Source organism: Neobacillus sp. NPDC097160 (assembly GCF_044762155.1).
In the GTDB taxonomy this organism is placed as follows: domain Bacteria; phylum Bacillota; class Bacilli; order Bacillales; family Cytobacillaceae; genus Neobacillus.
This window is the reverse complement of record NZ_JBIWDU010000002.1, coordinates 332,839-346,332: the sequence shown is the minus strand read 5'-3', so window position 1 is coordinate 346,332 and position 13,494 is coordinate 332,839. Positions and strand designations below refer to the sequence as shown.

Sequence of the window (13,494 nt, the reverse complement as noted above, 5' to 3'; positions counted from 1 at the left end):
CCAGGGCGCTTGCGCTTTTCTTACAAAAAAGGGGGAAAGAAAATGAAAATTTCTTACAAATTCACATTAGTACTTATTCTTATGGCGGTTATTTTAGCCGGCTGCGGCACCAATCAGACGAGTGGACAAAATTCAAAGAAAGAAACTAGCGGCCAAGAAGTTGCAAAAAAGAAGGATCCTGTTCAATTATTAAACGTATCGTATGACCCAACCCGTGAACTTTATGAAGAGTTTAATAAGGAATTCTCTCAATATTGGAAAGAGAAGACGGGGCAAGAGGTTACCATTCAGCAATCACATGGTGGTTCGGGGAAACAGGGGCGAGCTGTTATTGATGGACTTGAAGCAGATGTGGTGACATTGGCCTTGGCTTATGACATCGATGAAATTGCCGAAAAGGGAGGCTTACTTTCAAAAGACTGGCAAAAAAAATTAAAAGATAATTCTACTCCGTATACTTCAACCATTGTTTTTCTTGTCAAAAAGGGGAACCCAAAAGGGATTAAGGATTGGGATGATTTAACGAAAAAAGGGATATCAGTGATTACGCCAAACCCCAAGACATCAGGCGGCGCGAGGTGGAATTATTTAGCTGCTTGGGCGTACGCACAAGAAAAAGACAATGGCGATGAAGCGAAAACCAAGGACTTTATGAGTAAATTATATAAAAATGTCGAAGTATTAGATTCAGGTGCACGCGGGGCTACCACTACATTTGTGGAGCGAGGCATCGGTGATGTTCTAATTGCCTGGGAGAATGAAGCGTTCTTAACGCTCAATGAACTAGGCAAAGACAAATTTGAAATTGTCGTACCATCCCTTAGCATTCTAGCGGAACCTCCTGTTGCTGTCGTTGACAAAGTGGTGGAGAAAAAGGGGACAAAAGAAGTGGCAGAAGCATATTTGAACTATTTATATACGGATAAAGGGCAGGAGATTGTTGCAAGAAATTACTATCGACCAAGGAACGAAGCAATCCTTGAAAAGTATGCAGATGTATTTCCCAAAATTAATTTAGTGACGATTGATGATTATTTTGGAGGCTGGAAAAAAGCACAGGAAAAACACTTTAACGATGGCGGTACATTTGATCAAATTTATCAGCCAAAATAAATTCACCTATCACCGGGGGTTCCTTATGGAGCCCCAATAGATCTAAATCGGAAGGGGTCAACCTCATGGCTCGGTTACAAAGCATAAAAATGAAAAGAATTGGCGTTCTGCCTGGATTCGGACTTTCACTTGGGTTCACCATGTTTTATATAAGTATCCTCGTCATTTTGCCAGTATCGATGATTTTCATTAATACCGTTTCGGTGGAATGGTCAAAAATTTGGCAGACTATATCTGACCCTCGGGTGGTTGCCTCTTACAAGCTAAGTATTGGTGCATCTTTAACCGCGGCATTCATCAATGTGGTTTTTGGAGTATTAATAGCATGGGTATTGGTTCGTTATCGGTTTCCAGGGTTGAGAATCATCGATGGACTCGTGGATTTACCCTTTGCCCTGCCGACGGCAATTGCCGGAATTGCTCTAACGACACTGTATACAGAAAATGGCTGGGTTGGACAATTTTTGAGTTTTAAAGTGGCGTTTACACCACTTGGTATTATTCTTGCGTTAACCTTTATTGGGTTACCCTTTGTTGTTCGAACTGTACAGCCTGTTTTGCAAAATATGGATAAAGAAATGGAGGAAGCCTCAGCCAGCTTGGGGGCAAACCGGCTGCAAACTTTTGTGAAAGTAATCTTCCCGGAATTATTGCCTGCGGCGCTAACTGGGTTCGCACTAGCCTTCGCAAGAGCTTTGGGGGAGTATGGATCAGTGGTGTTTATTGCCGGAAATATGCCGATGCGAACGGAAATTACCCCACTGTTAATTATGACGAAACTTGAACAATATGATTATGCAGGGGCTACGGCCATTGCCGCTGTCATGCTGATTTTTTCGTTTATTCTCTTATTGGTTATCAATCTATTACAATGGTGGACAAATCGTAAATTTATTTAAATCAAAAGGAGGGTGAAATGATGGCAGGACATGTTTCAATACAATATCCACATACACAGGTACAGAGTACGATGAAAGAAACGGAATCTCGTTGGGTGCGCTGGCTACTGATTACAGCGGCACTAGGATTTTTATGTTTGTTTTTGGTTTTACCGCTAATTGCTATTTTTATCAAAGCTTTTGAAAAAGGCAGCGCTGTGTTTTTCGCTGCGATCAGCAGTCCTGACGCCTTATCAGCGATTAAATTAACGGTGGTAGTTGCAGTGATCACGGTACCACTCAATGCCATCTTTGGGGTTGCTGCCGCTTGGGCGGTCACTAAGTTCAATTTTAAAGGAAAAAGCCTGCTGATAACGATTATTGACCTGCCCTTTGCCATCTCGCCCGTGATTGCGGGATTGGTATTTGTTTTATTATTTAGCAGCCATGGCTTATTTGGTCCGTGGTTACAAGCGCATGATATAAAAATTATTTTTGCCGTTCCGGGGATTGTTATAGCAACCCAGTTAATCACGCTGCCTTTTGTGGCGAGGGAATTAATTCCTTTGATGCAGACACAAGGCACGGCTGATGAAGAAGCCTCCATGACGCTAGGTGCAAGCGGTTGGAAGACGTTTTTATTGGTGACCCTGCCGAATATTAAATGGGGATTATTATATGGCATTATTTTGTGTACAGCCCGGGCAATTGGAGAATTTGGTGCTGTATCCGTTGTTTCCGGACATATTCGCGGGATGACCAATACGATGCCGCTTCATATTGAAATTTTATACAATGAATACCAATTTTCAGCTGCCTTTGCGGTCGCATCCTTAATGTCCCTGTTCGCCATTATCACCTTGGTCGTGAAAAATGTGATTGAATGGAAAGTAAAAAAATCAATGATTCCTGAAAAAGGAGATTTTTAAGATGAGTATTAAAATACAAAATATCTCGAAATCATTTGGGACCTATAATGCCCTTGATCAAATTAATATTGATATTCAAACAGGGGAACTTGTCGCGCTCCTTGGCCCTTCTGGTTCAGGGAAGACTTCCCTTCTTAGGATTATCGCAGGATTAGAAGCTGCAAATCAGGGGACTATTTTGTTTGGGGAAGAAGATATGACCCTTATTAGCACAAAAGAGCGTAAAGTGGGATTTGTGTTTCAGCATTATGCTTTATTCCGCCACATGACTGTGTTTGATAATATTGCATATGGATTAAGGGCTCGTCCGCGAAAAAGCAGGCCCTCCAAAAAAGAAATAGATGAGAAGGTCAATGAATTATTAAGGTTGGTGAAACTTGAAGCATTTGCTACTCGCTATCCGTCCCATTTGTCAGGTGGACAGCGGCAGCGGGTAGCCCTTGCAAGAGCATTAGCCGTTGAACCTAAAGTCCTTTTGTTAGATGAACCGTTTGGTGCGTTGGATGCGAAGGTGCGGAAGGATCTTCGCCGCTGGTTACGAAAGCTCCATAATGATTACCAGATTACGAGTATTTTTGTGACGCATGATCAGGAAGAAGCGCTCGATGTTGCCGACCGAATCGTGGTCATGAATGAAGGAAAGATTGAGCAGATTGGCACCCCAGAAGAAGTTTATGATCATCCCAATAGTCCATTTGTATTTCACTTCTTAGGAAATGTCAATTTGTTTAAAGGGCGCCTGCATAAAGGGAAATTACGGCAAGGTAATTTTGTAGTAGATGCACCCGAATTTTCAGGAACCGTGAATACCGAAGCAATAGGTTATGTCCGGCCGCATGACATCAACATCCAAAGAGAGAAGGGGCCGGATACCGTTTCCGCAACGGTTAGGTATATTCATTTGGTCGGTGCGGTCGTCCAACTTGAACTCATTCGAACAGATACAGGAGACTTTTTAGAAGCAGAATTAACGAAAGAACACTTTCGAAGCCTCAATATAAAAACTGGCGAGGAAGTCTATGTCAAACCAAAACAATTAAAAGTGTTTATCCCAGAGGATTATTCAATCTAGACATTAAATGATAAGCAAATGCCGCCTTATTTCAAAAGAAATAGGGCTTTTTGTTATCCGAAATATTATTTCATTCTTAACCATAAAAAAACCAAACACGATTGGGTTTTTTAGCAGGTACCAGTTTACCAATTATGTTCAGCACGCCTTTTTTAGACTTATGCTATAATAAGCTTAAGAGGTATCTATGATGAATGGGGGCAAGATATAATGGATAAAGAAATGATCATGCCAACGGAACTATCGATAAAAGATAAAAAGAAAGTTGAAAAAGGGAATGTCATGCGAGTCGCAATCTTTGCGAGAAGCAAGGTAATCGAGGTTTTAACCCAAGATGACGAAAGATTTTATCTTATCTACTATAAACATTCGTTTATTTATGGAGCTAAGCTTGATCAAGTAGAGGAAGGTGCATTTATTAACAAAGCATTTCAAGAAGGTATTGTTATTGAATCTCCACATCCATTATTAACCGTATTAATCCCCGAGGTGTCCGTTTCGATACCAAATAGAAATAAACTGTTCTCTCAACTTCAACTCCATTTTTCTTTACAAGAAGTGGCTCATATTGCGACAACTTTAGATTCCTTTTTTGAAAAAGATCAGCTAATTGCGATGATTGATAAGATTTACTTTCACCTTAGACGAAGCGGAAAATTTATGAAATCGTTTCAGGTACTCCAACTTTTATGTGATTTTTCACCTTCATTAAAATCTGCAAAGGAACGATTGGATTCACACGAATTTACTTCCTACCGCAATTTTTACCATCCCTTAGACTACCCATCCATCATGCAAAAGGATCCTCTATTTGTTGAATTACACTGTTTCAAAAATCGCTCTCTTTCAAACGAACGAATGGTGCTGGAAAATATCTTATGTAAACAAGATGGTTTAACTGCGTTATTGCTGTGGCTGGAAAATGCGAATCGTCTTCAAAACGCTCAATCCGTTGCAAAGTATACGGAAATTGCTTTGGGTTTTATCACAATGGAGGAATGGATGCTCGCTTTAGGTCAGGTGAACATCAATCCGTTCCGAGTGTTACCTGAATCAAAATTGATGTTGGAAAAAATGCTCCGAAAAGGGAATTATCACCAAGCGGCGTCATGCCTATTCAAATTTATTCACGATCTGCCGTCTTCCTATAATGCCATCCTCGAAACTATTTGGGAAAATTGCGATGCTACCTTCGTCCTAAAACACTTAGACGAATTTGCTCCATTGTTAGAACACCTCTCCCACCCGGAAAATACAAAGCAATTGGAAGATAAAATCTTCAAACTTGCGGTTAATATGCTTAACGAGCATGACCTTCCATCCGTTCACACTAAACTTTTAGCAATTGAAAGGCTATATCCACAATCAGAAGTGATAAGAAAAATTAATAAAATGGTTGAATTAGTCGAAGATCCCGATCGCATGATGGATTTGGGCGATTATTATGCCGAATTTAAACAATATGATAAAGCCATTGATTGTTTCTTCTGGGAAATGGAACTTCAACCGCAAAATCCTTCACCAGTACGAAAAATCAGTAAAATGTATCAAAATAAAGGACTACCAAAAGAAGCCGCAGCCTATCAAAAAATTTACAACCAAATAGAAAACAACCAAGAAACAGGTTAACAAAGTGGTAATAAGAAAAAGGGTGACAGGCACCATGTGAAATTTTCACATGGTGCCTGTCACCCTTTCTTATGTTGTAACCTTCGCTATGTTGGTTTTGACGTTTTTATTTTGGTAGATGGTTTTTGTTAGGATGATTTGGGCAATTGCATAGATGATGATGATGATGATTAGGTTTAGGATGCCGGGATCGCCTGTATATTTTAGGATGGCGATGTCGCTTGTTCCGACGAGATGTGTGCTCGTTAAATTAAAGATTAAATGGGCGAAGATGCATGGCATATAATTAGCCATACCTTTTTAGATTAATGAAAGCACATCTTCAAATTTCTCTATCAATATCTGAAAATAGGTATGATAGCATTGCAGGGACTCTTTTTCTAAAAAATATATAAGCATGTTCTGCACCTTCATTCAATTGAAAATGAAGATTTACTTTTTTATCGTTCAAAATTTCAACGACTCGATTTGTTAATCCAAGGAATACCTTATTCATTTCTTCATCTTTGCCGACTTCTTTTGTTCCGAAGTCCATGTAAAACTTTTCAATGGTAGATAGGTCGGACTCGCTTAACAGTTTCTCAATCTCTTCTTGGTTTCGATAAAAACCGGGGGATATGGCAGCAATTCTTTTAAAAACATGTGGATAGCGGCATGCAGCATAAGTCGAATGGAGGCCGCCTAAGGAGATTCCAGCCATCGAAGTGTGGTTCTCAAGCGTACGGTACTTCTGGTCTATGAACGGTTTAAGCTCATTTACCACAAAATCTAAATATTCTTCGCCCTTGCCGCCCGATGGACTGGCATAACCTAATATTTGTTTGCTGATTTCACCATTCACCCATGGGCAGTATTCGTTGACCCGTTCTTCACCTTCCGGGTTTTGGTCAATCCCCACAACAATGATGTCTAGACCGCTCTTATCTAAGTAATCTTTCATCCCTAAGGATACTCCTTTAATCGCACCTTCATCTTCAAAAATATTTTGTCCATCATGCATGTATAGGACGGGATATCTCTTATTTTCATTGTTGTAGCTATTCGGAAGGAATACTCTAATCATTCTTTCTTGCTTAAAAGCTGTCATATAAACAGGGAATTTTTCTAACATACCCTCTTTTCGAATCATCTTTTTTGCCCTCCTTTCAATCTTATATTTCTATACAAACAAAACAATTCCTTTTTATAATTAGAAAAAAATAGACAAAAATACTACAAATCATACGCCAATAAAGCTATATTAAAACCTAAAACTATCATTTACAATAGTTATATGAAGACTAGAAAAATTGCAAAAACTCCGCCTTCATCACTGAAATATAAATTTATTAAATAACAAAGATACAATGTTTGTTGGACTAAGGTAACGACAGATGCGAAAAATACAGGCGTATTCCTCATTTGAGGATTAAAGCGAGACTAATCCAATTTGATTAGTTGGGGAGATGAAAATCCGATGGATAAACTAAAGAGAAGCGTATATCTATGGGTGGTGCCATGTATATTTACGGCGTTCATCTTAAATACGCTTTTGCAAAATAGTAATGCTGAAAATAAAATCAATTTTATCATCAATAACACACTTACAATCTGGTTCGTCATTAGCTGGATTTTGCTATATAAGGTCCGTTTTGTCCGTTTTATTGAGTACTCCAATCTGGTTTTGATTAGTGTATATCACGTCGCCACTTTTTTTGTCGTCGTCCATCATTACTTACTAAAAATGGGTGGATCCTTGGGAGATTTTATTGTTTGGATGCCGATTTATATCGTATTTATTTTCTTAACTCTCGGTATAAAAAAAGGAATGTACTTCTCCATCGGAATATTTGCTCTTACTCTTGTAGATGGAGTTATATTCATGAACAGGCTCTCAATAGAATCGATTGATTCATTATTACAGTTTTATTTTGCAAATATCATCTATATTATTGTTCTCTTTTATGCACAGCATATTTTTAAAGCATACACTGAAGCGGAAATGTTTAAAAAGCATGCCTATCTAGATTCTTTAACGGGAATTGCGAACCGGCATCGGATTGATGAATGGTTGGAAAATAAGTTGAAGGATTCCAAAGAAATACAGGTAAATTTTTCGATTATCTTTTTCGATCTAGATTATTTTAAGAAGGTCAATGATATGTATGGACATAAAGCGGGTGATGCCGTTTTAATTGAATTAGCCGAACTCATCAAAAATAGTCTTTCTCCACATGACCTTTTCGGACGCTGGGGAGGAGAAGAATTTATTATCATCCCCGATATTTCGGGCCGAGGGGTCATTATGCTTGCTGAGCAATTAAGGGAAATGGTTGAAGAACACGACTTCCAAGTTGTGGGAAAGCTTACTGCTAGTTTTGGGGTAGCCGATTCTCAGCAGGATGACGACATCGATTCGCTGCTAAGTAGAGTTGATGAAGGCTTGTATCGTTCAAAGAATTGCGGTAGAAATAAGGTTAGTAGTGTTTAGAAAAAGAGAAAGGTCGCAGCTTTTCCTAATAACTGCGACCTTTCCTGCGTTTCCTATTATTCAACCGCTAACGGCAGTGTAATTTCTACTTGAGTTCCTTCATTAGGAACACTTTTTATAAAAATATTTCCGCCGTAAGAATCGATGATTCTTTTACAAACCGTTAAGCCTAATCCGGAACCACCTTTCTTCAATGTGTAGAACGGAATAAAGGCTTGAGCTATTTGGTCCTTCTGCATGCCAACCCCATCATCAGCCACTGTGATTTTACAGGAATTCGCTCTTTTTTCTATTTTATGTATTTCCGTTTGTTCGTTCTCTTTTTGATCTACTCCTCTAATAGGTATAGTATTATTATCCTATTTTTGTCCATAGAAAAAGAATGGGGTGGACACGTAAAATAATTTTATTACATGAAAATCATCTAATATCCCTAGATCTTTAAGTTAGTTATTTCAAATTTATTATTATCTGAAGATATTATTTCATTGGATGGTCATAGTTTGGGGTTTTGCCATCTCATATTCATTAGAAATTCATATTTTATTAGTAAGGAATGCGACCAAAAAGCTAACTGGTAAATTTCATTTAGGGGGATGGTGTTTTGCAAAACAGAAGGAGAAGAAGTCCGTTTTCTTTGTGTGTTTTTCCTGGATACCGGTGGTGCGGGCCTGGCTGCAGCGGACCTGGAGCACCTATTAATGATGTGGATGCCTGCTGCCAGAGACATGACCGCTGCCTTAGCCGAGGGATTGCTCCTTGTCAGTGTGATGCTGAATTTATGGAGTGCCTTCGTTTTAAAAAGAATAGATTTACAGAAAAGGGCAGGAAGGCTGCACTCATGTATGATTTCATGAAGGTAAAGACATCCTTCACATGCGGCAGGCATCAGCGACATAAATAATATTACGTTGAAGGAAGAGGGGAAATTATCCCTCTTTCTTTTTCGCTAATTCCATTCTGTCTTTTGTTCCTGGGGGTACTCAAACCAGTTTTTTTGATCGTATAGCTGCTAAGCGGATGCATTGAAAACTTGAGCGATATCGGTGAATATAGATGTATAGTTCATTTTGTGAAAGGGCGATTTGCATGTACTTCATTTATTGGTTTCTTAAATTTGGCTGGCTATTGCTGATTATATTTATTGGAAACATTTATTTGAGCAGGTTCGGTTTATGGTCTGTGATCGTAGGTGTCGCCCTTTTTTTAGCAGGAAATTGGATGATTAATCACAAAATGGAGCCGTATTTGAAAAAGAAAGACTGAAAAAGGAAAAATCCTTTAATTACGGTGTAGTTGCAAAACAAAAATCACATGCCACTTGGAGACTACTCCCGAGTGGTTTTTTATTTATTGGAATCCTTGGTTGACATATATAGTTGAACTGTATAAAATGAAACTATATAGTTAAACTGTATATAATTAAATGGCAGACAGGAGTAAGAATAATGAAAAGGGATAAACAGATACCACTCACTGAAACGGTCTATTACATTCTTTTGTCTTTAATGGAGCCTGCACATGGATATCTCATCCTGCAAAAGATTGAAGAACTGAGCGACGGCCAAGTAAGAATGGCTGCCGGTACATTATACGGGGCAATTGAAAACTTACTAAAACTAAAATTTATTCAGCCTGTCGAAAGCGGGGATAGCCGTAGAAAGGTCTACCAGATTACAGATAAGGGCAAAGACATACTGCAGTTGGATGCAGAAAGAATGAAGCATATGATTCGAATTACAGAGGATGCATTTAAAAATGAGAGGGGATCATGATGAGAAAGTTTAAATTTTTTCTAGATTTTGAGAAGGAAGAAAAGTGGCTAAATCAGATGGCGGCTGAAGGGTATCAGCTTGTTGGCAAGTCAAAGATATTTTCCATATTCTTTTTACGGAATCCATATGGGATACGGGTTCCCACCTTATGGAATGGGGTACCTTCCTTGTTATCATCAGCTGGATCATTATCTGATTCATCTGATGGATCATAAGCAGAAACATCAGATGGCAGCCCCATATTTTGCCGTGCCCCTAGGAGGAACAGTCCTGTAGTAAAACACTAAATTCCCAACTTATTATCATAAAACTAGCTATACAATTTGGAGGAAACGATCTTGGAAAACCTTTTTCAAAAAGTTCTAGAACTAGATATCGCTTACCTGGACACCTTTGCAAAGCGAAAAAACAAATCTTGGGGGTATCTTTTCTATAATGAAGACCAGCCATCCTACTATGATGCTAATCATGCGCATATATATGAAGTTCCACCAAATCCAAGCGGTGTGATAGAGGAAGTCATTCAGTTTTATAAAGAAAAAAGCATAACGCCCCGTTTTTATCTATATAATCTTGAAGACCTATCGTCATTCATAAAGGAACTAAATTCCTACAATTTTGGTTTCGAGGAATTGGTCAGCCCAATTCAAATCTGGAACAAAAAAATCAACGAACACAAAAGTAGTGATCGCGTTACGATTGAAAGAGTAACGGAAGATAATTTTGATGAAGCATTGGAAATTGAATGCAGTATTAAAGAATTTGGCGGAAGAGAAGTGAGGGAAAAGGCTTTTCCTGAGGAGTTTAAACACCCTGCTTTCACGCATTATCTTTTTCGCTATGATGGGGAAGCATGTGCAACTGCTTGTATATTTGCACATGGCGATCAAGCTCGTATGGAGAGCGTCGCAACGAAAGAAGATTTCAGAGGAAAGGGATTAATTGGCGAGCTTATCTATTACATGCAGGCAGAAGTGAAGAAAAAGGGAATAGAGGATTTATGGGTTTTTCCAATCAATGAGAAAATCGAAAAGGTCTATGCAAAATATGGCTTTAATACAGCCGGGAAATTTATTACCGGCCATGCCTTTTTAGGTGGAAGATGTATTAAGGAAATACAGGAAAGCTAAGGTTTAAAAAATAGTTTCGCATAAGAATTAAAGCTCATAAATAAAGGAAATCATTCAGTTACATATTTAATGGAAAAAATCTCCGAGCATGCGATCTTGATGCCTCTAAAACAAAGGACTGTCCTTTACCAGGGCAGTCCTATCAATGTATTATTTAACTTTAATAATGATGTCCTTTAATTCAAACTGTTCCTTCCCCTTGCCGGGCTTTTCGGGTAAAGGGATTTCCTTTTCCCCATCTTTCGTTATTTCTACTGAAGTAAAATTATCAGAGTTGTAATCCCTCAAGGTGATATGAGGCGTGATGATGAGCTTGGTTGCATTCGGGTCTAATCTTTTGAATGTTTTACTCCCATTCATCTGATACGAGCCTTCATCCGCTATTCCTCCATTATCTTCACCTAAGTATATATTTCCTAAGTCGTCTTTTATTTCAAATTCAACATCCACCCCGTCCCATTTGTTTTTAACCATCTCTGAAACTTCTTGATCATAATAAACAATAAAGGACATCGGGTTAAAGGATATTTTTCCAATCTTCACTTTTACGCCATTTTTTTCAGCACTGCCATCAGTTAATTGTATTTTGCTATCTGTAGCATCTAGACTAAATGCAAATTTCCAATCTCCTTTTATCACGGTCTGATGATCTGGGTTCCGAATGCTGTCAATATCCCATTTAATATTGGCTACATTTAATTTCTTATTTTCCAAATTACTAACAGTGAGCATGCCCACATATTTATTTGTATCAATTTTGGAAGTTTTACCCGTTCCGCCATAAGCTTTCATACCTGTTATTCTTGGCATAGAAAGATCTGCATTACCTAAATCCTGTTCACTATCAATGGAATATGTCAAAGTTAAAGTCTTCCCATCAAAAACAGCATCAATAATTGTAATTTTGATCCCATTACTTTCTTTCGTCATATTTATTTCATTGGAGAACTTTTTATAATCATAATACAGTCCTGTTTCTTTATCCGTCTTTCCGTTATCAAAAAATCGAAAAATATCATCAATTACCGGGATGTTTCCGGCATAGGCAGGATAGGTTACAAAAGTTGTTATTGATAAACCTACTAGAATGGATGCAGCGGCAACACTCTTTTTCCAGCTGCTTCTTTTTTTCTTCTTAGTTATTGCCTTTTTTAATGACCTTTTTATATTTGCCTTTTCTAGATCAGTGACTTCCATTTCCTCAAACTCATTCTCGTCTATGTTAAGATCATTTAATAATTCGTAAATATCCTTCATATTCCATTCTCTCCTAACGTAAGGTTTGAAGCTTTTTTAGTTAGTTTCTTTTTCCCTCGATAAATTCGATTATCAATCGAAGCCTTGGTTAATCCCAGTTTTATTGCTATTTCCTCTGTCTTTAATCCAAGAAAGAATTTCATGATAAAAATATCTCGTTCCATAGGCTCTAATTGATTGATTAACTTAATTAATTCCTTTCGGTTTTCTAGGAGTATTAGTTCATCCTCAATAGATTTTTCTGGATTACAATCCAAAGCATTTGATGTGATTTCGATATTTTTAGTTGCTTTTCTGTAATAATCAATTGCTTTAAACTTAGCAATGGCACAAATCCATTTCTTGAAATCAGTTGATTCCCCATGAAACTTTTTTGAATGGTCCCAAATTGATAGAAAAATATCATTGATGCATTCTTCTATGACGCCATTGTTATGAAGGGGACTGAGAACTTTACAAGTGATCCCCTTGATTAAAGGCAAATATTTATCAACAATATATTCTAATGCGTCCTCTTTTTGTTGTTGCAATCGCTGTATAAAATTTGTTTCATTGGCCTTCATGAAATGATTCCCCTTATTTTTTTGTAAAAGCGCTCTTACACTTTATATAACGAAGTAAAAAGGATTTTTTCTCACTATTATACTAAATAAAAAAATCCCACCATTTTTTATTAATGTCGGGATTTTTAATAACGATGTATATGTGTGCTTCATAACGCTCCCTCTCTATTTGAAAGGGCTGGTTCGTTTTACTTTTTCCGATGAATGATAAATCCATTTTCAACCTTGTCGAAACCAATACGAGGATAGTATTCCATTGCAGCAGGTGCGGACAGCAACAATAACATTACTTCGTCGCCAATCTCTTCCTGCACGAGTCTGACTAATTCTTTCCCAATTCCCCGTTTTTGATAGTCTTTGTTCACGGCTAAATCCGATAAATAGCAGCAATAACTGAAATCTGTGATCGCTCTTGCGACGCCTACTAATGTTTGTCTATCCCATGCGGTAATGAGCAGGTCAGCCTGTTCAATCATTCGTTGCAAACGGGGAAGATCATCAACAGGTCTTCTTATTCCAGACATTTTGAACACATCAGATAATTCCTCCGCAGTAACAGTCGCCCCAATCTTAAAGTCAATTACTATTTCACCTGAAAAATTCATCATAAACATCATCCCTCCCAGCTTTATATCTATGATTATAGAAAATAACTGATATGTCCAAAAGGGTCAGATA

16 protein-coding genes and 1 pseudogene are annotated in these 13,494 nt (G+C 38.0%); 10 read left to right on the top strand and 7 right to left on the bottom strand.

Annotated features, from left to right (window positions below; genetic code table 11):
* Window positions 1–42 precede the first annotated feature (42 nt).
* From ACIQXV_RS03690 to ACIQXV_RS03670, 5 genes are all read left to right on the top strand, one after another.
* Window positions 43–1,113: a sulfate ABC transporter substrate-binding protein gene (locus ACIQXV_RS03690; RefSeq protein WP_402956103.1), complete on the top strand. Its 1,071-nt coding sequence runs from the start codon at window positions 43–45 to the stop codon at window positions 1,111–1,113.
* 65 nt (window positions 1,114–1,178) lie between these two features.
* On the top strand, window positions 1,179–2,012 hold the full coding sequence (gene cysT, locus ACIQXV_RS03685; protein ID WP_402956102.1) for a sulfate ABC transporter permease subunit CysT: 834 nt from the start codon (window positions 1,179–1,181) through the stop codon (window positions 2,010–2,012).
* 20 nt (window positions 2,013–2,032) lie between these two features.
* Window positions 2,033–2,920, top strand: a complete 888-nt coding sequence (cysW, locus tag ACIQXV_RS03680) for a sulfate ABC transporter permease subunit CysW (RefSeq protein ID WP_402956328.1) — start codon at window positions 2,033–2,035, stop codon at window positions 2,918–2,920.
* A gap of 1 nt (window position 2,921) precedes the next feature.
* Window positions 2,922–3,992: a sulfate/molybdate ABC transporter ATP-binding protein gene (locus ACIQXV_RS03675; RefSeq protein WP_402956100.1), complete on the top strand. Its 1,071-nt coding sequence runs from the start codon at window positions 2,922–2,924 to the stop codon at window positions 3,990–3,992.
* A 210-nt stretch (window positions 3,993–4,202) separates the two neighbouring features.
* Complete coding sequence (locus ACIQXV_RS03670; RefSeq protein ID WP_402956098.1) at window positions 4,203–5,621, top strand: tetratricopeptide repeat protein; 1,419 nt, start codon at window positions 4,203–4,205, stop codon at window positions 5,619–5,621.
* A 69-nt stretch (window positions 5,622–5,690) separates the two neighbouring features.
* On the opposite strand, the gene ACIQXV_RS03665 is transcribed toward ACIQXV_RS03670, so the two are convergent.
* Both ACIQXV_RS03665 and ACIQXV_RS03660 read right to left on the bottom strand, forming a co-directional pair.
* The gene (locus tag ACIQXV_RS03665) at window positions 5,691–5,915 is read right to left on the bottom strand and encodes a hypothetical protein (RefSeq protein WP_402956097.1); all 225 of its coding nucleotides are present in this window, start codon (window positions 5,913–5,915) and stop codon (window positions 5,691–5,693) included.
* 28 nt (window positions 5,916–5,943) lie between these two features.
* Window positions 5,944–6,750 (bottom strand): alpha/beta hydrolase, encoded by an 807-nt coding sequence (locus ACIQXV_RS03660; protein ID WP_402956095.1) that lies wholly within the window; start codon window positions 6,748–6,750, stop codon window positions 5,944–5,946.
* Between the two features lie 327 nt (window positions 6,751–7,077).
* On the opposite strand from ACIQXV_RS03660, the gene ACIQXV_RS03655 reads away from it, so the two are divergent.
* Window positions 7,078–8,091 carry a GGDEF domain-containing protein gene (locus ACIQXV_RS03655; protein ID WP_402956093.1) on the top strand — a complete coding sequence of 338 codons (1,014 nt, stop codon included), beginning with the start codon at window positions 7,078–7,080 and terminating at the stop codon, window positions 8,089–8,091.
* Window positions 8,092–8,147: 56 nt separating this feature from the next.
* On the opposite strand, the gene ACIQXV_RS03650 is transcribed toward ACIQXV_RS03655, so the two are convergent.
* Window positions 8,148–8,384: an ATP-binding protein gene (locus ACIQXV_RS03650; RefSeq protein ID WP_402956326.1), complete on the bottom strand. Its 237-nt coding sequence runs from the start codon at window positions 8,382–8,384 to the stop codon at window positions 8,148–8,150.
* A gap of 303 nt (window positions 8,385–8,687) precedes the next feature.
* On the opposite strand from ACIQXV_RS03650, the gene ACIQXV_RS03645 reads away from it, so the two are divergent.
* The 3 genes and pseudogenes from ACIQXV_RS03645 to ACIQXV_RS29785 all read left to right on the top strand — a co-directional run.
* The gene (locus ACIQXV_RS03645; protein WP_402956091.1) at window positions 8,688–8,948 is read left to right on the top strand and encodes a hypothetical protein; all 261 of its coding nucleotides are present in this window, start codon (window positions 8,688–8,690) and stop codon (window positions 8,946–8,948) included.
* 591 nt (window positions 8,949–9,539) lie between these two features.
* The gene (locus tag ACIQXV_RS03640) at window positions 9,540–9,866 is read left to right on the top strand and encodes a PadR family transcriptional regulator (protein WP_402956089.1); all 327 of its coding nucleotides are present in this window, start codon (window positions 9,540–9,542) and stop codon (window positions 9,864–9,866) included.
* Window positions 9,863–9,946: pseudogene (locus ACIQXV_RS29785) on the top strand (DUF2812 domain-containing protein); the annotation flags it as partial. The gene ACIQXV_RS03640 and the pseudogene ACIQXV_RS29785, both read left to right, overlap by 4 nt.
* On the opposite strand, the gene ACIQXV_RS03635 reads toward ACIQXV_RS29785, so the two are convergent.
* Window positions 9,940–10,107: a hypothetical protein gene (locus ACIQXV_RS03635; RefSeq protein WP_402956343.1), complete on the bottom strand. Its 168-nt coding sequence runs from the start codon at window positions 10,105–10,107 to the stop codon at window positions 9,940–9,942. The pseudogene ACIQXV_RS29785 and the gene ACIQXV_RS03635 sit on opposite strands and share 7 nt — an antisense overlap.
* Window positions 10,108–10,204: 97 nt before the next feature.
* Between ACIQXV_RS03635 and ACIQXV_RS03630 the strand changes: the two genes are divergently transcribed.
* On the top strand, window positions 10,205–10,996 hold the full coding sequence (locus ACIQXV_RS03630) for a GNAT family N-acetyltransferase (RefSeq protein ID WP_402956087.1): 792 nt from the start codon (window positions 10,205–10,207) through the stop codon (window positions 10,994–10,996).
* A gap of 150 nt (window positions 10,997–11,146) precedes the next feature.
* Here the strand turns inward: ACIQXV_RS03630 and ACIQXV_RS03625 are convergent, their stop codons facing one another.
* The 3 genes from ACIQXV_RS03625 to ACIQXV_RS03615 all read right to left on the bottom strand — a co-directional run bounded on the left by ACIQXV_RS03625 (window position 11,147) and on the right by ACIQXV_RS03615 (window position 13,421).
* Window positions 11,147–12,253, bottom strand: a complete 1,107-nt coding sequence (locus tag ACIQXV_RS03625) for a DUF4179 domain-containing protein (RefSeq protein ID WP_402956085.1) — start codon at window positions 12,251–12,253, stop codon at window positions 11,147–11,149.
* Window positions 12,250–12,816, bottom strand: coding sequence for a sigma-70 family RNA polymerase sigma factor (locus ACIQXV_RS03620; RefSeq protein WP_402956083.1), 567 nt, complete (start codon window positions 12,814–12,816; stop codon window positions 12,250–12,252). Before ACIQXV_RS03620 ends, ACIQXV_RS03625 begins: the two co-directional genes overlap by 4 nt.
* A gap of 188 nt (window positions 12,817–13,004) precedes the next feature.
* A complete protein-coding gene (locus ACIQXV_RS03615) occupies window positions 13,005–13,421 on the bottom strand; it encodes a GNAT family N-acetyltransferase (RefSeq protein WP_402956324.1) in 417 nt (138 codons plus the stop codon).
* Window positions 13,422–13,494: the final 73 nt, after the last annotated feature.